Source organism: Akkermansiaceae bacterium (assembly GCA_019634595.1).
GTDB lineage: Bacteria > Verrucomicrobiota > Verrucomicrobiia > Verrucomicrobiales > Akkermansiaceae > Luteolibacter.
On sequence record JAHCBC010000002.1, the window covers coordinates 797,924 to 816,629 of the forward strand.

Below are 18,706 nucleotides of genomic sequence, written 5' to 3' on the forward strand. Positions count from 1 at the left end.
GCTTCAGTTCATTCCGAGAATCCGGTCGAGCTCATCCTCAACGTCGAAGATGTTGTCGATTTTTCCCCCCATCACGTGGATGATGCGTGGCAATGATGGATCGCGCCGGAAGAGGATCGGCCGGCTGTCGTCGATCTCGGTTTGCGGAAGCAACGTTTTGACTTCCCATATGGAATCGACGTAAGTTGCGTTCTTGAGTGCTGGAATATAGCGGGTCGCATCGGCAATCATATAAGGATAGTGGGAGGATTTTCTGGTTTGGGAAAACCTCAGGTAAGGGTCGGTGACGGAGAAATCCCTTTCATGCCATGCTCCGTGAGGGGTGAAGCGTACGTGGCTGATGCTCGACAGATTTCTTGAAGGGTAGGGCATGAAAGAGAAGAAAGGGCCACACATGAAAGTGACGCCGATGTCCTCCAGTGCGGGTGGAAGCTGAATGAGCGCCATTTCGGCGAGTTCATGCTTCAGGGGAATGGGATTTAGGGAGCTGGATCGGCCAAGGAGGTTGAGCCCGCTGTAAGTGGCGTTCACCACCAGGGATGCGGCCTGTCTTCTCCCATCGCTCAACATCACCTCGACACCACCCGGAACCTGGGTGACGGAAGCCACCCGGATGCCGAGAAGGACCGGGATCCCCGCGTCTTCCAGACGCGATATGCAGATATCCCTCAGAATGGAGCAATCGAAAGCACATTCTTCCGCGAGCCATACTCGCTCGGTGAGATCCGGGTTGAAGAAGGCTGTGATTCTCTCCGGCGCGGGCCTCAGGGGAGCGCCTATTCGTTTCATGAACAGCTCGAATTGTGCGGCGTTGACTTTGGAATGGCGCCGGGCGATCGCGTAGACTTTCTCGAAGTCATCAACTATCGCTTCGCGGAACACTTCGCGGAAGCGGTTGTAGTTGTGCCGGGATCGATAGGCTGTAACAAGACTCCGGGGATAGTGATAGCCGCCATGAACCCGGGCTTGGTTCACGCGGGATGCCCTTTCGAGGAGCCTGCCTTCAGCTTCCACCACCAACGGGTGGTGGCCTTTTTCCCGGAGCATGAGGGCGATCATGCATCCGAAAAATCCTCCGCCAGCGACGATGACGTCAGGATTCATTCCGTTCATGGGGGGCTCTGATAGATATTCCGGAGTGAGCCGAGGGCGGTTCGGAGTGCTCCGAATTCATCCTCCTGTTTCTTCATTTCGAGGGCGATCCCACCGCTATACCCGATCGATCGGAGGGCGGAGGCGACCTGCCGATGGATGGGATCAGGCTCCTTCCAGTCCGAAAGGTCGGGCTGGCTGGCATGAACGTGGTGAACGAGATCCGCGGCTCGCTCCAATATCCCGGCAAACGATTCTCCGGAGATGGCAAGCCCCCCGGCGTCAAGGTGCAAACCGAAGCCAGGGCTGTCGACGGCCCGGACTAGCGTGATGGATTCTTCCAAGGAGATACAGAAATCAGCCCCGTATTGCTCCGGGTTCGGTTCAATGAGAAGGCGTGTATCGTTGGCCGAACAAAAGTCGCCCAGTTCCCTGAAAAACGGAATGGCGATTTCCAGGGCAACACACGGCTCAAGGTCGCCGCGGAGGCGGTTTCTCGGAGAACCAAAAACTAAGGATTTGGCGCCGCACCATCCGGCGACCTGTGCGGCCCTCATCAACCACCGCTTCAGGTTAGTGCGGGAACCCTGGTCAGCGAAAAGGAGCAGGCCGGACGTCCCAAAAAGCAGTGCCTGGAATGAAGAGATGTTGAATCCCTGACGGGCGTACCACCCCGCTTTGGCCCGGACGTCTGCTTCGTTCGCTTCAAGGAGATTGCCGAATGCCCGGACGGGGGCGAGTTCGACAGACTTGATGTCAAACTCTGAGAGCAACCGTAAGGCTGCTTCTTCGTTCGGTTCCGACCAAGCGATATGGGAGACGGACAACATGGGTCAAGAGGAGATGTCACGCAGAAAGCCTTCCAAGTCGCGGAGAACGGTTTCCTTGGAGTAGAGGTATCCGCCGCTCCCGTTCCACGCCGCATCATATCGGGAGCGCATGTCATAGGCTGGTGGAGGGGGGGGCTCTCCACCCAGGGCTTTGCCGGGGAAATAGAGGTCGCGGATTTCACCGGTGGCAACCGGTTCCGAGGAAACATTGAGCACGGGGATATCTCTTTCCCAGGCCCGGTTGATATCTCCCGCGAGTCTGCGGGTGTCATAGTATTGGAAAGATCCTTCGGGGTGGACTTTATCAAGCTGATTGTCCGACATCAGATCAAATATGACGTTCTTTTTCAGTCCGGGGCCGAAGAGACCCGGAAGGCGGAGGATGGTGACATTGGAGAACAAGGCTTGGATCGTCTCTTCCACTTCGAGGCGGTGGAGACCGTAGGGGTGATGCCCATCCAGCCCGATGGGAGTGTCCTCGTCCACCTCGCGGGGCGAGGGATATACATCGATGGTGGATATCAGCGTGAACATTCCCGCCTTGGCGTCCCGAAGGGCATCCAGCAAGGAATGGATTCTCGCCCGATCTTCATCTGGGTGGAGATTGGCCCACCATTTTACCGCCTGGACGCCCGCACAAATGATGTGTCCGAAATTCTGTCCGCGGATGTCATTTATATTGTTGGAGCGGAATCGTGCATCGGGGTTGAGGGTCCGGTCGAGGGTGCTGCCGACAAATCCACTATAGCCGATCAGGGCGGTTTTCATGAAATGGTTGGGGTTGAGATCATGTTCCGGCTTTCAATATACAAAAAATCACATCCTGATGCTTGGAAACGGGTTGGGCCTGAAGACCCGCCTTGGAGAGAATCGCGGTGATTTCGGCAGGCATCTCCTTATGGATGGCGAGCGTGATCCTGTTTTGGCCGGCCAGAGGCTTGAGCCGTGTGAGATAAGCTTCCAATTCCACCAAAGTGTTCGCAAAGACGAGGGGTCTTCCGCACTCATAGGTTTCCATCGCGAGATCAGCGGAACATCCGATCAGCAAGCCGTCAGGTGGGCAACTGGCGCGGATGGCGGGTCCTGCGCCCCGGAACCAATCTCTTTGCCGGGCTGAAATATTCTGTCCCGGTTTGAGTTGACGGACAGGAGTCAGCGTCCACTGACGCAAAGCGGTTCTCAGGACGCTGGGGAGATCGTAAGTTTCAGCGCCCAAGGCAAAAGGGAAATCGCTTCCAGGATTGATGTAGCCGGCCGGCAGGTGAGCTTGGCGTGGTGTGGCCGAAAGGACCCGTGGAAGAAGCATATGTCCGAAGAGGGAAAAGCAAGAGGTGCCGAGGCACAAAATGGCTGCGATGCTTCGGCGTTGGACTGAGCGGCCGACGGAAAAAATGTTGAATGCATATGCAGCGGGAGCAAGAAACAGAATGACGTAGAATCGATGGGCCGCCATGGCCATCTCGCCGCTGAGCACAAAAATGAACAGTAAGAAGGCGAGAATGAGCACCGCGAGAACTTGATGGCGAGGGGAGACAGCGGCGGGACGCCCGGGTAGCTTGAATTTCCAGGAAATCACCAGCGGCAACAGTGGGATCAGCGCCCATGATGAGCGGAGAGTCGCGAAAAACAGCGTGCCAGCTACGTCCCTTACAGAGGGGATCATCCTGGCCAGAATCCGTGATGAAGTTCCTGACAGCGGTGCGGCCAATGCGCCGCTGTCGTGAACTGCCGCTGAGTGGAGCAATTTGAACAGAACAAAAGCGGCGATGGTTCCAGAGCCGAACGCAAAGCACCATTTGATATCCCGGAAAAAGGAGGATCTGTCCCTTGTGACGGGTTGCAAAGCAAGCGCAACGAGCGCCACGGCCGGTACGATGAAGAAACAGCTCCAGTTCGTGGTGCCGACGAGGACGCCTGCGGAAAATGAACGCATCATCCAAAGATACCGCGCGCAGCGTCCGGCATCCAGCGCCGCGTTTCTCCAAAGAACCCAACTGAGCGCCCCGGCCAGCATCCCGAAAGGAATGAGCCGGTGGGAGAAAGCGGTGTTTGCCGAAGACCAGTAAGCGCCTGCCAAGCATATTGACAGAACGACGAAGGTGGCTGTGCAGGTTACGGCGGTGGCTTTGAGCAGACGGTAAAGAACTCCTGCCGAGCAAAGACCGATAAATATGTTCGTGATCATGACTCCCGCTTCGTAGGGGATGCCAGCCTTTGATGGAGCCGCCAACAGGTAACCATAAAGGACGGGCCATCCGGAGTAGGGCTTGCTCACGTCGGGAAGACTTACCGAATCCATGCTTGCAAGGCATAGCCATCCTCCTTGGGCGGCTTCTTGATAGGCGGGGTAATATTGGAGATCGATCCCCTCCCGATAGCCGAGTTTCCAAGACACCAGATGGAATGTGACGAACAGCAGAAGTAGACTCAGGACGAAAATCGGTCTGCAGGGTGATCCGGTTCCCCGGGAAATCGACGATAAATCGTTCATATTTGTTTTGTGTCTCCTTACAGTGGAGGGTTGCCGAAGGGATTCCGCTGGCCGGAAATTATGCGGATTTCAAGGCAGGCATCGGATTCAATTTCTTCGAGCCGTGTTCATCCGTTTCCATTTTTACGGAGAATCTGGACAGTCGGTTTGCCATCCCGCTTCGCTTCCCTTGAGGGATGGTTCCCCCCTTTCCATAAGGCTTGAGATTGTGAGAAGTGGGGTTGAAGAAGCTACCGAAAGGGACATTTCCGTGAAGAATGGCTGTCAGCGGCCCGCGAGGGCGGGAGTCCGTGGCTCCGGCAAGGGAGAGGAGGGGGCGGCCGGAACCCGGTTGGAGGAGCGGTGCCCGTTGGAAAGTTTCTTCAGGATGAAGACTCCGGATAGGACAGTCCACATCTGGAGATTCACAGGTGTCGCGGAAAAATTGCCGCCGGCGATGAACGCAAGGAGAACACCGGGAACGATGCAGCCGATGATGAACGCCCCATCCCTTTTTGTTTGGGTTCCGGAGGATTTATACACCACGCGGTGCAAGGAAAAGAGAATGCCTCCTCCCACCAAGAGGGTGACGAGCAAACCGACCGCTCCGAAGTTGATCACAATCCGGTTGATGATGTCATGGCTGTAATCGCTGGCAGTGTAGTCCGGTGCATTTGACATGAAGTCACTGCGGAGTACCCTCCCTGTGCCGAAGAGCGACCAGGAATCGGCGCGTCCCAAGCGTTCCCATCCCCGCAGACGGTCGGAGAAGGTGCTGACCATCAGCACGTTTTCCGCCCATTTGCCATCACCCCTGATGAGGTCGTTGATCTGGTAGATTCCTTTGTCCAGAAGATAGGCGGAGTTCAATACTCCGATGACGAAAAGCGATGCCGCGGAACCATAGAGCAGCAGAGTACCCCAGAAACTCCGGAAGGCGATGGCGAACAAAAAAACGATGGCTGGGTAGACGAGGGTCGTGCGCTGGTGGGAAAGAATGGCGGTTGTCAGGTAAAGCAATCCGAGCAGCAGGAACAATAACCTGCGTTTCGGGATCCGGACCGCCCTCCAGAGGCAGAAACAAGAGTAAATGCCGACGCAACTCAATGCGCTGGCGGAGCCGAAAAGTCCGAATATACGGGGATCCTTCATCATCATCTGCTCCGTGTGGACCATCGATAGGCCGGACAGAGCGTAACTCCACTCGATATTGTTGAAGCCGTTGAAATACTGCCAGATTCCCCAAGCGGCGGCTGGGGCCGCCACGGTGGCCTGCCAAGAGATGCAATCAACCCAGTCCTGGAATGTCTTGAATATCCCGTAGCAGATGGGGATCAAGGTGAGGTAGAGCGTGGTGGTGCCGGCCGTATAGACATTCTGGAGCATTCCGGCATCCCGTCCTTTGACGAGCATGATGATCGCCACGGTGGGAATGATCATGTAGAGAAGAAACCCGATCCCGCCGAAAGTGTACTGACGGCGGATCACGCCGTAGAAGTAGGAGATGTTGATGGCACAGATTGTCAGAAGAGGACCGATCAGGATTTCACTGACGGTTTGTGTGGACTGGACGCCGTAGAATACCCCGATCCTCTTGATTTCATCCGAGTACACCGCCTGCACGACAAGGAAATAGAGGGCGGCTTTGGGGTTCACCAGACCGAGAACAATCCCAAGGATGGTGATGAGTTTGCTGAGTCCTGAAATCCCCCCGGTGGGGTTGAGGAGGATGGAGATCGACGCCCATACGGCAACGACGATGGCGATCGCGATGGCGATGATCTGTCCAGGATTCTTGGAATTCATAGGGTTCCGGATGATGGGCCGGCAGAGATGCGCTCAACTTGGCTGCATACACCGCCTGATGCAACTGCCAAGAGTCTCCCGGAAATCCGTGGGCGTCGGAGCATTCATGGGATTTGGCAAGCTTCCAAGAGGATCTCACGCATGGAGTTCACGTGACATTCCGAGGTAAGTGATGCTTCGTATTTCCGCCTGCCCGCTTCTCCCATGGACTTGGAGAGTTCAGGATGGGCGGCTACCTTGGCCAAAGCATTGGCCAAGGCATCCACGTCTCGAATGGGAATGTGCAATCCGGTTTTTCCGCTCTCAACCAATGACCTGATCCCCCGCCAGTCGGTTGCCACCACGGGGAGCGATGCGGCCATCGCTTCGATCACCACCAGCGGGAGGTTTTCGGAACTGTAGTAGCTGGGGAATGCGAAAACGTCGTGGTTCGCCAACAGTTGCCATTTTTCCTGCCCATAGGCGGGGTGGGGCGCCGGGCAGTGCACATTGGGCGGGAGAGCGGCGATTTTGCTCTCAATCTCCTGTTTGCCGTCATCATTCGGCCAGTTGCCGATCAAGGACAAGCGGATCTTGGAGGGATAGGTGAGGGCCATCTTGCCCACGGCATCGATCAGGTCCAGCACTCCCTTTTCCTTGAAGAGGTTTCCGAGGAACAGAATCCGGAATTCTTCCGAAGGACTCCTTGAAGCCATCGCCGGAGGTGCATCCAAGCCGTTGGGGAGATCAAAGACGCGGTTTTCGGGATAGCTGGGGGCGGGACAACCGGGACCGAGCCGCAATGTCCAGGCTCCTCTCCCATAAGCAAGGCGACCAAGGAGTGAGCGGAGTTTGGATCCCTCAACGAATTCCTGGAGGTTGCCGGAATGATAATGGATCAGGGTCCGCTTGAAGAGCGGCCGGCAGAGGGAAAGAAAAGCCACGTCTCTGGTGAAGGGGATCCAGGCTCCGCTCCCCGCCGTATAATAAAGGACCGATGGTTGGTGGCGCAGCCATGCAGCCCAGGTTCTGAAGATCAGCAGGATCAGGCCGGATGCTTTGGAAATGGAAAATTTCCCTACCGATTTGAGCGTTTTGCTGGATCGGATCGGGATGAGGATCTTTTTGACAGGGGAAAGGTCCGCATCGAACAGCGCTTGGGTGGCGATTGATTGCCCATGGATGGGAGGGGGGACCACCCCTACCATGATCACGCTTACATCATGGGTGGCAGGGAGCATCGGAGGGAATCGGCACGCTGCCGCCCATGGTTGTTTCCTGGAACTGAGTCCGGGAAAACCTGCGGCAAGGTGTGGGAGAAATGATCGTTCTCCATGTGGAGAACGGTCGTGAACCTAGCCGGAGGGACTGTTTGTTCAAGAAAAAATGAACAAACTGGGAGCGCCGGATGATCCCGATTCCCTGATCAAACAATCATTCCCGCGGCGACGGTTTCATTGGTGCCGGGGTCGATCAGGATGAAAGAGCCGGTCGAGCGGTTGCGGCGGTAGCTGTCGTGGATGAGGGGAACGGCGGTGCGCAGGGTGATGCGGCCGATGTCATTCATGCTGAAAGAGTCCAATCCTTCGATCTTGTGCAGGGTATCAACATTCACGTGGTATTTCACGCTCTGGATGATGGCCTTGGTTTCCTGGGTGGTGTGGCGGATGACCAGCTTGGCGCGGGGCGGCATCGGCTTTGAGGAGAACCAGCAGATCATCGCCTCGATGTCCTGGGAGACAAGGGGGGGATTGTTGGCTTTGACCAAGGTGTCACCGCGGGAAATGTCGATCTCATCCGTGAGGGTGAGGCAGACGGATTGGGGGGCGAATGCTTCCTCGCGCTCGCCCTCGGGGCTGTGGATGGCTTTGATACGGCTGGTGAAACCGGAGGGCAGCACCGTGACTTCGTCGCCCGGTTTGAAGACGCCACCGGCAACGCGGCCCGCGAAGCCGCGGAAGTCGTGCCAGTCGTTGGACATCGGGCGGATGACCCACTGGACGGGAAAACGGGCATCGACGTGGTTTTCCTCACCGCCGACATAGACATGTTCCAGATGGTAAAGGAGGGAGGGACCTTGGTACCAAGGCATGTTCGTGGATTTGTCCACGACGTTGTCTCCGTTGAGGGCGGAGATGGGGATGGTGGTGATCTCAACGATGTTATCGAGGCGCGAGGCGAACTCGTGATAGTCCTTGATGATCTGGTTGTAGGTCTCTTCGGAGTAGTCCACGAGGTCCATCTTGTTCACCGCCACGACGAGGTGCTGGATGCGCAGCAGGTTGGCGATGAAAGAGTGGCGCTTCGTCTGTTCGATCACGCCTTTGCGGGCGTCGATGAGGATGATGGCGAGGTTCGCGGTGGATGCTCCGGTCACCATGTTGCGGGTGTACTGGATGTGGCCGGGCGTGTCGGCGATGATGAATTTCCGCTTGGGTGTGGCGAAGTAGCGGTAGGCGACGTCGATGGTGATGCCCTGTTCGCGCTCGGCTTTCAGACCATCGGTCAGCAGCGCGAGGTTGACGTGCTCATCCCCGCGGCGGCGGGAGGATTCCTCAACGGCTTCGAGTTGGTCTTCGAAGATGGATTTGGAATCGTAAAGGAGGCGGCCGATCAGGGTAGATTTGCCGTCATCGACGGAACCGGCGGTGGTGAAGCGGAGAAGGTCCATGGAAAGTGTGGGAAATTGGAAATTGGGAAATTGGAAATTTTCGGGGGATACCTGATCAGAAGTATCCTTCTTTTTTCCTGTCTTCCATGGCGGTTTCGGAACGTTTGTCGTCGGCACGGGTGCCGCGTTCGGTCTGGCGGGCGGCGGCGACTTCGGCGATGACTTCGTCAAGGTCGGCGGCCGGGGATTCCACGGCACCGGTGCAGGTGGCGTCACCGATGGTGCGGAACCGCACGGTGCGGATTTCGATCTTTTCGTGCTCCTGGGGTTTCAGGAAATCGGTGACGGCGAGAAGCTGGCCGTTACGCTCGAACACCTCACGCTGATGGGTGAAGTAGATGTTCGGAAGCGGGATTTTCTCGCGCTTGATGTACATCCAGATGTCCATCTCGGTGAAGTTCGACAGAGGGAAGACCCGGAAGTGTTCGCCGGGGTTCTTGCGGCCGTTGAAGAGGTTCCAGAGTTCCGGGCGCTGGTTCTTGGGATCCCACTGGCCGAAGTCATCCCGGTGGGAGAAGAAGCGTTCCTTCGCCCGGGCCTTTTCCTCGTCACGGCGTCCACCACCGAGGGCGGCGTCGTAGTCGTATTTCTCGATGGTATCGAGCAGGGTGACGGTCTGGAGCTTGTTGCGGGAGGCGTTCGGTCCCTTCTCCTCCACCACGCGGCCGGTGTCGATGGACTCCTGGACGGAGCCGACGATGAGGTTCGCGCGGATCAATTCCACGAACTCGTCGCGGTAGGTCATCGTTTCCGGGAAATTGTGCCCCGTGTCGATGTGGACGAGCGGGAAAGGCATGCGGGCCGGCCAGAATGCCTTGCGTGCGAGCCAAGCCATCACGATCGAATCCTTTCCTCCGGAGAAAAGAAGGGCGGGATTTTGGAACTGGGCAGCCGTTTCGCGGAGGATGAAAATAGCCTCCGCTTCGAGCTGATCGAGATGGCTCAGTTGATAATTAGGCATTTGGAGAGAAAGATCGCACGCCGGGGATCGGTGGTGCGCGCGAGTGGGTAGGCCTCTCCCTAGAAAAGGTCAAGGAATATAATTACCAACCTGAGTTGTTTGGTAATATTTAAGCGAGGGCGATGCGCTCGCGGATCGCCTCCAGAAGCTCGAAGGCAGAGTCCTCCACGGTGGAGGCTTCCGTATCGAGGATCAGGTCCGCATTCGCCGGAGGCTCGAAGGAGCCGTCCTTGCCGGTGAAGTGCTGGATTTCGCCGCGTGCTGCCTTGGCATAGAGGCCCTTCACATCGCGCTTCTCGCAGGCTTCGTAGCTTGCCTTGATGTAGACTTCGAAGAGATCGTCGCCGATCAGCCCGCGGGCCAGGTCCCGGAGTTCTCCGCGCGGAGTGATGGCGGAGACGAAGACGATGATTCCTTGGGACACGAGGATCTTCGCCACCTCGGCGATCCGCCGGATGTTCTCCAGCCGGTCCGTGTCGCTGAAGCCCAGATTCGCGTTGAGACCGGTGCGGAGATTGTCACCGTCCAGGATGACAGTGAAGCGGCCCTGTTGGTGGAGCACGCGTTCGGCTGCATTGGCGATGGTGGATTTTCCGGATCCGGAGAGGCCGCACATCCAGATGACCAGCCCTTGCTGCTTGAGCAGGCTCTGTTTGTCGCTGCGCTGGAGGAAACGGTGGAACTCTGGGTGGATGTTGGACATGGCGATTTGGTGACAGCGTAAGCCCTGACGGGGCAAAGAGAAGGGAAAATCGCCCGATGTTTTGACATCCTTTTGACACGGCGGTGCCGGCAGCCGTGCATGATGGAGGCCATGAAGATGAAACCACTCCTATTGATCATGCTTTCCGTGGGTCAGGTTCTCGCCCAGGTGGATCCTTTCAAAGGCGAGCCGGATCCCTCCCCGCCTCCTCCGAATCTCTTGATCCGCTACGAGGCGTTCTCGATGGATCTGAAGCAGGCTGCGGATCTGCAACGGCGAGATCCCACGGATGCCGCGCTGTATGAACAGGTGGTGGCTGCGGTTGCCGGAGGACACGCTACGCAGGAGTCTTTGATAGTACTGAGATCCAGATCGGGGCTGAAAGCCGTCGCGGACTCCAGCCGGGAGATCATCTATCCGACGGAATACATGCCCGTGTTCAGGAAGGACTTCACCGCCGGAAAGCCGCCCGTATCCACCGTGACATCGCTCCTGGGTACGGCCTTTGAAACCCGTGGCGCGGGAGATCGCCTGGAGATCGAGGTCATCCTCGGAGATGCTGGCAGGATTCACCTGAAGACCTTGGTTTCACACGTGAAGTTCCTCGGTACATCGAAATACGGACAGGGAGCCTCCGAAGCGGAAGTCCCGCTGTTTTCGGTCCAGAGCATCAACACGGCCGCGATGATCAAGGCGGGTGTCCCGTTCCTGCTCGGAAAGACCAACTCCAGCGAAGCCGCCGGGGAAGTGACCAAGCCGGACGGAAGGGTCTGGTTCTCATTCGCCACGGTGGACATCGCCCAACCCTAAGCCCAGAAAACCATGAAAATCCCACTGCTCATTCTCCTCCTGACCGCACCGCTTTGCCCGGCTCAAGATCCATTTGCCAGAGACCCCAATGAGCCTCCTCCTGATCCGGTGGCTCCCGGAGCCCCCAAGGTCATTTCAATGAACTATGAGGTCTATTCCCTGCCGATGGCGGATGCGGCGGCGCTGCTCCGGACGGCAGGTGGGGACGGTGCATTGTACAAGGAACTGGTGGCCCGCACGGCGACGGGCGGGGGGATCCTGGAGGGCGTGGCGGCGGTCCGCTGCATGTCCGGCCAGAGGGCGAGGACCACAGGTGGCCCGGAACAAATCTATCCCACCGAGTATCTGGGCAAGGTTTCGAAGAAACCCGCGGAGCGCGAAAAAGGCTCCGAGATCGATCCCACGACCTCCCATTCCGATGTGGTGCCCGCCCTGCCGGCTGCCTTTGAAACCCGCGAATGCGGAATGATCCTGGAGGTGGAGCCCCTCTGCGGTGAGACGGGTTCGTTCATCGAGTTGCGCATCGTCGCTTCGCACATCGCGATGACGGAGCGGCTGAAGTGGGGGCAGGGACTGTCGCAGGTGGATATGCCGGTTTTCGAATCGCAGCGGATCGATGCGGGCGGATGGGCCTTCGCCGGGCAGCCGTGCTTCCTGGGCACCATCAGTCGGCCTCCGGGCACGAAGGTGATTGAGTCATCGCCAAAGCGCGTCTGGTTTGCTTTCGTGACAGCTGACTTCGTGAAGAATTGATGCGGGGAATCTGGTTCACGCTCGGCCCGATGATCGTCGCCGCCCTTCTGGTGCTATGGGGTGGCGAGCGGTTGTCGCGGCGTGCCGTGGAGGAACGGGTTCCGGCGGACCGGGAAAGGTTGCTGGATTTTTCGGAAGCATTGCGGGGCAAGCTCTCGGAACTGGATGCGCTGTTCGCGGAGCATGTCACGCGGTTGGCGGGGCTGGCGGATTCCGATGACGAGGAAATGCTCCGGCAGGCATGCCAGCGGTTGGTGGGGATACGCACGTGCCATGTGTTCAGGGCGAATGGGCGGAAATGGGAGGTTTCCGGAAAGCCCGTGGAGCCGGATGGGGAACGGCCTCCGGACGTCAGGATCGAGGGGGAAGGTGCGGGGCTTGATCCTGGTCGGACGGTGCTGTTGCCAAAGGCGGGCAGAGCGGCGGAGCGGAATGCGGGGTGGCTGGGATCACCGGTGCCGGGGTACCGCGTGTTCTGGAGAACGACGCCTGCGGGTCACCGGATCGCTGTCACGGTGGACGAGGTGGAGCTGCAGGCGAAGCTAAGGGAGGATCTTGTGAAATGGGCCGGGGACTACTCGGCGCCGCTCCGCAACGGTGGGACCCTGTTCTCCCTGAGCGGACCTTCCGGAAGGACTTATCCTGTGGCGGCCACCGATGCCGGAGAGAGTCCTGCGGCGGTGGTCATCCCCCACCGTTCGGCATTGGGGGAATGGCAGGTCTCGGCGTGGGACCGGAGCCGGTTCCGGCAGGAGAGGGATGCCGCGACCATGGGGCTGGCGGTATTTTTTTCAGCGGTGCTTCTCTCTCTGGGGGCCTTCCTGTTTTTCGAAAGGAGGAGGAGCGTGAGGCTGGCGGAAGCGCGGGTTTCCTTCGTGAACCGTGTCTCGCACGAACTTGGAACCCCGCTGACGAACATCCTGCTGAATCTGGATCTCGTTTCGCGCTCGATGGAGCGGAATCCGGAGGAAGCACGGCGGAGATTGGGGATGGTGGCGGAAGAGGCCAGGAGGTTGGCGCGGTTGGTGGCGAATGTGCTGACGTTTTCGCGCGGTGGGCGGGATGACCGGAGAGGGCGGGTGGTATCCTGTGTCCCGGATGAGGTGATCGCCGCGGTGCTGGAGCAGTTCCAGCCTTCACTGGGCCGGCGGGGCATGCGGATCGAGTGGCAGGCCGATGCGGGAGGACGGGTGCTCGCGGATCCGGATGCGCTGTCACAGATCGTGTCGAATCTGATTTCGAACGTGGAGAAATACGCCGCTGGCGGCGGGTGGCTGGGGATGACGAGCACGCTCGCGGGAGGAAGGCTGCACGTGCGCGTGGCGGACCGAGGGCCGGGCATCCCGTCACGGCATGGTGAGCGGATTTTCGGGGCGTTCGAGAGGATCGAAACCGCCGTGAACGAAGGTGCGAGCGGGACCGGCCTGGGGCTTTCCATCGCACGTGATCTCGCGCGTCGGGGGGATGGTGAACTCAGCTTGGTGCCCGCTGCGATGGGAGCCGTGTTCGAACTCGATCTGCCCGCGTTTCCCTCTCCCGTGTAAATCTATGACCATCCTCATTGCCGAAGACGATCCCCTGACACTGGATGCGCTCGCCGCGTGCCTGGAGGAGGAGGGCTTTGCGACGTTGCGGGCACTTGATGGCCGGGAGGCGTTGCACCATTGGAAGGAAGGGAAAGCACAACTGTTGTGCCTGGATATCATGATGCCGGGGATCGATGGTTTCGAGGTCTGCCGTCAGGTGCGGAGAACGGATCGCCGGGTGCCCATCCTTTTCCTGTCCGCGAAGCGGGAGGAAGCGGACGTGGTGGCAGGCCTGGGAATCGGGGCGGATGATTTCATCCGCAAGCCATTCACCCGCGGCGAAGTTGTCGCGCGGGTACATGCGGCGCTGCGGAGATCCGGAGCGCAGGGAAATGGCGGAGATTCCTTCCCGATGGGGGACCTGCGGGTGTGGCCGGACCGCCTGGAGGCGGAGCGGGCGGGGAAAAAGATCGAACTCACCCAGCGGGAGGTCCGGATGCTGGCCCTTCTCCACCGGCAGGCGGGGAAGCCGGTCAGCAGGGATACTTTCCTCGATGAGTGCTGGGGTCTGGATTACTTCCCGGACTCCCGGACGCTCGACCAGCACGTGTTCACGCTGAGGAAGAAGATCGAAGCCGATCCGGCGCATCCATCCATCGTCGGGACGGTGCGCGGGATCGGTTACCGGTTCGGCGGTTAGATGCCTTTGCCGATGATGAACGCATCCAGGCCATGCTCCCTCAGCGCGGTACTGGAAAACACGGCCCGTCCGTCGAAAATGAAGGCGGGTTTCAGCATCAGATCGTGGAGCTTGTCCAGATCCAGGGTCTTGAACTCATCCCACTCGGTCAGCGTGGCGAGCGCGTGGGCACCGTTGGCCGCCTCGTACGGATCGGAGCAGATTTCCACGTTGGAAAGGACGAGGGACGGATCGATGCCCACCTCCACGAGGTCCCGGTGGATCGCGGCGGCATCCACCTGCGGATCATAGATCGCCAGTTGGGCACGCTCGTGGAGGAGGTCCCGGCAGACGTGGATGGCGGCGGACTCGCGGGTGTCGTTGGTGTCCTTCTTGAACGCGAAGCCAAGGATGGCGATGCGCTTTCCTGAGACCGTGTTGAAAAGCGTGCGGACGATTTTTTCGACGAAGCGGCTCTTCTGCCAATCGTTGATCTGGATCACCTGGTTCCAGTAGGCTGCAACTTCGGGCAGGCCGAAGGATTCGCAGAGATAGACCAGGTTGAGGATGTCCTTCTGGAAGCAGGAGCCGCCGAAGCCGACGGAGGCCTTGAGGAACTTCGGGCCGATGCGGGAGTCCATCCCGATGGCCTTGGCAACTTCGTCCACATCCGCGCCGGTGGCTTCGCAGAGGGCGGAGATTGAGTTGATGGAGGAAATCCGCTGGGCGAGGAAGGCGTTTGCCACCAACTTGGAAAGCTCCGATGACCAAAGATTGGTGGTGATGATGCGCTCCCGCGGCACCCAGTTCGCATAGACGGAAACCAAAGCCTCCACCGCGGCATAGCCTTCCGGGGTGGTTTCTCCGCCGATGAGGATGCGGTCCGGGTTGTTCAGGTCGCTGATGGCGGTCCCCTCGGCAAGGAACTCGGGATTGGAAAGAACTTGGAACTTCGCTCCATTGGGGGAGTTCGCGGCCAGGATGGTCTTGATCGCGCTGGCGGTTTTCACCGGGATGGTGGACTTCTCGACGATGATCTTGTCCCGGTCGGAAACTTCCGCGATCAGGCGTGCGGCGGACTCGATGTAGCGGAGATCCGCTGCCCGTCCGGCGCCGATTCCGTAGGACTTCGTCGGGGTGCCGACGGATACGAAGATGAGATCGGCTGCCGCGATGGCGGCCCGGATGTCCGTGGTGAAGTGAAGGTTCCTGCCTCTGGCAGAGAGCACCACCTCATCAAGTCCCGGCTCATACACCGGGAGCTCATCGGAGTTCCAGGCATCGATGCGCTTCTCGTTGAAGTCGGCCACGGTTACCTGGATGTCCGGGCATTTGGCGGCGATCATCGCCATGGTGGGGCCACCGACGTAGCCGGCTCCGAGACAGCAGATATTTTGGACTTTCATAAAAAACGGGGATTGGGGCATCCGGGCGGATGCATGGGGTGTGTTCAGAATTTTTTCAACTCCGTCATCTGCAGGAAGATCTGCCAGATGAAGCGGGGGTTATTGTAGAGATAGCGCCTCCATAGGCGCTTCGGTTCCATCAGCAGGCGGAAAAACCATTCCAGGCCGCGCTTCTGGAGCCAGGATGGAGCTTGCTTCACCAGTCCGGCATGGAAATCAAAGGCCGCGCCGACACCCAGCATGACCAGTCCGTGGTCCCAGCCGGCTGTCAGGTCGGGGAATTTTTCCAGGAAGGAATGCATGAACCTTTCCTGTTTTGGAGTACTGAGGCCGACCCAGAAAAAATGGGGCCTTGTTTCGCGGATGGTGGCGGCCAGTTGTTGCTCTTCTTCCGGAGTCAGGGGGCGGAACGGAGGGGTCACCTGGGCGACGACCCGGCTGCCGGGGAAACGTTCCTGGAGTTTCTCCGCGAGCTTGGTGGTGACTCCATCTCCGCCGCCGAAGTAGAAGTGACCCCGCTCCGGGCCGCAGGTGCCGGTGATCCCGAGCATCAGGTCCGGGCCATACACCCGGCCCATGTCCTCGAAGCCGTTCCATTTCCCCACCCAGACCATCGGCATGCCGTCAGGGACGGAAAGGAAGGAGCGGTTGTGGATCTCCTTCAACGCGGCGTCACGCTGGCTTTCCATGACTCCGTGGACCCCGGTCACGGTGACGTAACCGGAGAATCCCGGCCGCGAGGATGCGGCAAGGATGGTCTCCACGGCGCTGGGAAGGTCCAGGGGACTGATCCCCACGCCCAGCACGTTGCTGCGTGTCTCCATGGCGGATGACAAGGGTGGCCGATGTTATTGGATCACGTGCTCGCCGCGCTTCCTGCGGTCGAACTCCTGCTTGATCCAGTGGTAGGTTTTCTCCATCCCCGTGCGGAGGTCGATCGATGGTTCCCAGCCGAGGACTTCCTTGATCAGCGTGTTGTCGCTGTTGCGGCCGCGGACGCCTTGCGGGGCGTTGAGGTTGTAGCTGCGGTTCAGCTTCACGCCGGCGATGTCCTCGACGATGCCAAGCAACTGGTTGATGGTGACCAGTTCGGAACGGCCCAGGTTGAGCGGGTCGGTGTAGTCGGAGGCCATGAGCTTGTCGATGCCGGTGATGCAGTCATCGATATACATGAAGGAACGTGTCTGTTCCCCGTCACCCCAGATCTCGATGTTGAGGTCGTTCTTGTCGATGCACTCGATCACCTTGCGGCACATCGCGGCAGGAGCCTTCTCGCGTCCGCCGTCCCAGGTGCCGAAGGTGCCGTACACGTTGTGGAAACGATATACCTTCGAGACGAAGCCGAAGTCTTCCTCGAAGTTCTTGCACAGACGCTCGGAAAAGAGCTTCTCCCAGCCGTAGCCGTTCTCAGGCATCGCGGGGTAGGCGTCGCTTTCCTTGAGGGCGGTGACGTTCGAGTCCTTCTGGCGGTAGTCCGGGTAGACGCAGGCGCTGGAGGAGTAGAAATATTTCTTCACGCCGAAATGCTTCGCCGCTTCAAGCATGTGCGTGTTGATGAGCACGGAGAGCATGCACAGGCTCCGGTTGTTCTCGATGAATCCCATGCCGCCCATGTTGCAGGCCAGGCAGTAGACCTCGTCACAGCCTTCGGTCAGTTCGAAGGCTTTGTCGCGCAGCCCCATGTCGGCGACATGGTTTTCGGCGCCCTCGTGGTTCTGATACCATTGTGAGATGGGCTTGATATCCGCCACGACGACCTCATGGCCGCGTTCGAGGAGGACTCCGGCGAGATGGCCGCCGATGAAGCCGCCGCCGCCGGCGACGAGGATGCGTTTTTTGGTAGTGCTCATATTAGGGGAGGTCGTTGGAGAGTTTTTTTGGGGGGATTATTCCTGGGGAACGGCGATGTGGTGGCCGTGGTTTTCGAGAAGTGCGTGGCGCCGTGCCTTTTCCAGGTCGGAGGCCACCATTTCGGCGCACATTTCCTCGACCGAGATCCGGGGGGTCCAGCCCAGCTTCTCTTTCGCTTTCGTCGGATCGCCGAGCAGGGTTTCAACCTCCGCCGGCCGGAAATACCGTGGATCGACCCGGATGATCAGATCCCCGGGCTTAACCGCCGGAGCTTTCTCCGGATCGATGATCCTGGAAACCGTGGCGATCTCATCCACTCCTTCACCTGCGAAGGCGAGTTCGATGCCCGCTTCCAAGGCGGAGAGGCGGACGAACTCACGGACGGATATCTGTTTTCCGGTGGCGATGACAAAATCCTCCGGCGTGTCCTGCTGGAGCATCATCCACTGCATGCGGACGTAGTCCTTGGCATGGCCCCAGTCGCGCAGCGCGCCGAGATTGCCGAGATAAAGGCATTTTTCCAATCCCTGCGCGATGTTCGAGATGCCCCGCGTGATCTTCCGGGTCACGAAGGTCTCGCCGCGGCGTGGTGACTCGTGGTTGAACAGGATCCCGTTGCAGGCATAGATGCCATAGGCCTCGCGGTAATTCACCGTGATCCAGTAGGCATAAAGCTTCGCGACACCATAGGGCGAGCGGGGGTGGAAAGGGGTGGTCTCCTTCTGGGGGATTTCCTGCACCAGGCCATAGAGCTCGGAAGTCGAGGCCTGGTAGAAGCGGGTCTTCTTCTCCAGCCCGAGGAAACGGATGGCCTCCAGTAGCCTCAGCGTGCCGATGGCATCCACGTCGGCGGTGTATTCCGGAGCCTCGAAGGAAACAGCCACGTGCGACTGGGCTCCCAGATTGTAGATCTCATCGGGTTGGATCTGTGCGATCAGCCGGTTCAGGTTCGAGGTATCCGTGAGGTCGCCGTAGTGGAGGCGGAAGCGGGAATTCTCCACATGCGGGTCCTCGTAGATATGATCCACCCGCTCCGTGTTGAACAGTGAGGCGCGCCTTTTGATTCCGTGGACCTCGTAACCTTTCTCCAGCAGGAACTCCGCCAGATAGGATCCATCCTGCCCGGTGATGCCGGTGATGAGGGCACGTTTCATTTGAAGACAGGGAGG

Annotated in this window: 17 protein-coding genes; 4 read left to right on the plus strand and 13 right to left on the minus strand. The window is 59.0% G+C overall.

Going from position 1 to position 18,706, the window contains the following annotated elements:
• Positions 1-3: 3 nt before the first annotated feature.
• From KF712_09225 to cysC, 9 genes are all read right to left on the minus strand, one after another.
• Positions 4-1,104: an FAD-binding oxidoreductase gene (locus tag KF712_09225; protein ID MBX3741158.1), complete on the minus strand. Its 1,101-nt coding sequence runs from the start codon at positions 1,102-1,104 to the stop codon at positions 4-6.
• Between the two features lie 5 nt (positions 1,105-1,109).
• Positions 1,110-1,922: a sugar phosphate isomerase/epimerase gene (locus KF712_09230; GenBank protein MBX3741159.1), complete on the minus strand. Its 813-nt coding sequence runs from the start codon at positions 1,920-1,922 to the stop codon at positions 1,110-1,112.
• A gap of 3 nt (positions 1,923-1,925) precedes the next feature.
• Positions 1,926-2,690: an NAD(P)-dependent oxidoreductase gene (locus tag KF712_09235; protein ID MBX3741160.1), complete on the minus strand. Its 765-nt coding sequence runs from the start codon at positions 2,688-2,690 to the stop codon at positions 1,926-1,928.
• A 19-nt stretch (positions 2,691-2,709) separates the two neighbouring features.
• Entirely contained in the window at positions 2,710-4,413 is a 1,704-nt protein-coding gene (locus tag KF712_09240; GenBank protein MBX3741161.1) for a hypothetical protein, read from the minus strand.
• Positions 4,414-4,677: 264 nt separating this feature from the next.
• Positions 4,678-6,198 (minus strand): hypothetical protein, encoded by a 1,521-nt coding sequence (locus KF712_09245; GenBank protein MBX3741162.1) that lies wholly within the window; start codon positions 6,196-6,198, stop codon positions 4,678-4,680.
• A gap of 104 nt (positions 6,199-6,302) precedes the next feature.
• Positions 6,303-6,893: a glycosyltransferase gene (locus KF712_09250; protein ID MBX3741163.1), complete on the minus strand. Its 591-nt coding sequence runs from the start codon at positions 6,891-6,893 to the stop codon at positions 6,303-6,305.
• 710 nt (positions 6,894-7,603) lie between these two features.
• On the minus strand, positions 7,604-8,848 hold the full coding sequence (gene cysN / locus KF712_09255; protein MBX3741164.1) for a sulfate adenylyltransferase subunit CysN: 1,245 nt from the start codon (positions 8,846-8,848) through the stop codon (positions 7,604-7,606).
• 55 nt (positions 8,849-8,903) lie between these two features.
• Positions 8,904-9,809 carry a sulfate adenylyltransferase subunit CysD gene (gene cysD, locus KF712_09260; GenBank protein ID MBX3741165.1) on the minus strand — a complete coding sequence of 302 codons (906 nt, stop codon included), beginning with the start codon at positions 9,807-9,809 and terminating at the stop codon, positions 8,904-8,906.
• A gap of 109 nt (positions 9,810-9,918) precedes the next feature.
• Positions 9,919-10,512, minus strand: coding sequence for an adenylyl-sulfate kinase (cysC, locus tag KF712_09265; protein ID MBX3741166.1), 594 nt, complete (start codon positions 10,510-10,512; stop codon positions 9,919-9,921).
• Between the two features lie 117 nt (positions 10,513-10,629).
• Between cysC and KF712_09270 the strand changes: the two genes are divergently transcribed.
• The 4 genes from KF712_09270 to KF712_09285 are packed head-to-tail and all read left to right on the plus strand — an operon-like array spanning position 10,630 to position 14,301.
• Positions 10,630-11,322: a hypothetical protein gene (locus KF712_09270; protein MBX3741167.1), complete on the plus strand. Its 693-nt coding sequence runs from the start codon at positions 10,630-10,632 to the stop codon at positions 11,320-11,322.
• Positions 11,323-11,334: 12 nt separating this feature from the next.
• A complete protein-coding gene (locus KF712_09275) occupies positions 11,335-12,075 on the plus strand; it encodes a hypothetical protein (protein MBX3741168.1) in 741 nt (246 codons plus the stop codon).
• Positions 12,075-13,619, plus strand: coding sequence for a HAMP domain-containing histidine kinase (locus KF712_09280; protein ID MBX3741169.1), 1,545 nt, complete (start codon positions 12,075-12,077; stop codon positions 13,617-13,619). Before KF712_09275 ends, KF712_09280 begins: the two co-directional genes overlap by 1 nt.
• Before the next feature lie 4 nt (positions 13,620-13,623).
• Entirely contained in the window at positions 13,624-14,301 is a 678-nt protein-coding gene (locus tag KF712_09285; protein MBX3741170.1) for a response regulator transcription factor, read from the plus strand.
• Here KF712_09285 and KF712_09290 read toward each other — a convergent pair.
• The 4 genes from KF712_09290 to gmd are packed head-to-tail and all read right to left on the minus strand — an operon-like array spanning position 14,298 to position 18,691.
• Positions 14,298-15,686: a UDP-glucose 6-dehydrogenase gene (locus tag KF712_09290; protein ID MBX3741171.1), complete on the minus strand. Its 1,389-nt coding sequence runs from the start codon at positions 15,684-15,686 to the stop codon at positions 14,298-14,300. The genes KF712_09285 and KF712_09290 overlap by 4 nt on opposite strands.
• Positions 15,687-15,730: 44 nt before the next feature.
• Positions 15,731-16,510, minus strand: coding sequence for a WecB/TagA/CpsF family glycosyltransferase (locus KF712_09295; GenBank protein MBX3741172.1), 780 nt, complete (start codon positions 16,508-16,510; stop codon positions 15,731-15,733).
• Between the two features lie 24 nt (positions 16,511-16,534).
• Positions 16,535-17,536 (minus strand): NAD-dependent epimerase/dehydratase family protein, encoded by a 1,002-nt coding sequence (locus KF712_09300; protein MBX3741173.1) that lies wholly within the window; start codon positions 17,534-17,536, stop codon positions 16,535-16,537.
• A 36-nt stretch (positions 17,537-17,572) separates the two neighbouring features.
• Positions 17,573-18,691, minus strand: coding sequence for a GDP-mannose 4,6-dehydratase (gmd, locus tag KF712_09305; protein ID MBX3741174.1), 1,119 nt, complete (start codon positions 18,689-18,691; stop codon positions 17,573-17,575).
• Between the last annotated feature and the right edge of the window lie 15 nt (positions 18,692-18,706).

Coding starts and splice junctions, on each gene's coding strand:
- KF712_09225 (MBX3741158.1), bottom strand. CDS start 1,104: ATGAATCCTGACGTCATCGTCGCTGGCGGAGGATTTTTCGGATGCATG.
- KF712_09230 (MBX3741159.1), bottom strand. CDS start 1,922: ATGTTGTCCGTCTCCCATATCGCTTGGTCGGAACCGAACGAAGAAGCA.
- KF712_09235 (MBX3741160.1), bottom strand. CDS start 2,690: ATGAAAACCGCCCTGATCGGCTATAGTGGATTTGTCGGCAGCACCCTC.
- KF712_09240 (MBX3741161.1), bottom strand. CDS start 4,413: ATGAACGATTTATCGTCGATTTCCCGGGGAACCGGATCACCCTGCAGA.
- KF712_09245 (MBX3741162.1), bottom strand. CDS start 6,198: ATGAATTCCAAGAATCCTGGACAGATCATCGCCATCGCGATCGCCATC.
- KF712_09250 (MBX3741163.1), bottom strand. CDS start 6,893: ATGGCTTCAAGGAGTCCTTCGGAAGAATTCCGGATTCTGTTCCTCGGA.
- cysN (MBX3741164.1), bottom strand. CDS start 8,848: ATGGACCTTCTCCGCTTCACCACCGCCGGTTCCGTCGATGACGGCAAA.
- cysD (MBX3741165.1), bottom strand. CDS start 9,809: ATGCCTAATTATCAACTGAGCCATCTCGATCAGCTCGAAGCGGAGGCT.
- cysC (MBX3741166.1), bottom strand. CDS start 10,512: ATGTCCAACATCCACCCAGAGTTCCACCGTTTCCTCCAGCGCAGCGAC.
- KF712_09270 (MBX3741167.1), top strand. CDS start 10,630: ATGAAACCACTCCTATTGATCATGCTTTCCGTGGGTCAGGTTCTCGCC.
- KF712_09275 (MBX3741168.1), top strand. CDS start 11,335: ATGAAAATCCCACTGCTCATTCTCCTCCTGACCGCACCGCTTTGCCCG.
- KF712_09280 (MBX3741169.1), top strand. CDS start 12,075: ATGCGGGGAATCTGGTTCACGCTCGGCCCGATGATCGTCGCCGCCCTT.
- KF712_09285 (MBX3741170.1), top strand. CDS start 13,624: ATGACCATCCTCATTGCCGAAGACGATCCCCTGACACTGGATGCGCTC.
- KF712_09290 (MBX3741171.1), bottom strand. CDS start 15,686: ATGAAAGTCCAAAATATCTGCTGTCTCGGAGCCGGCTACGTCGGTGGC.
- KF712_09295 (MBX3741172.1), bottom strand. CDS start 16,510: ATGGAGACACGCAGCAACGTGCTGGGCGTGGGGATCAGTCCCCTGGAC.
- KF712_09300 (MBX3741173.1), bottom strand. CDS start 17,536: ATGAGCACTACCAAAAAACGCATCCTCGTCGCCGGCGGCGGCGGCTTC.
- gmd (MBX3741174.1), bottom strand. CDS start 18,691: ATGAAACGTGCCCTCATCACCGGCATCACCGGGCAGGATGGATCCTAT.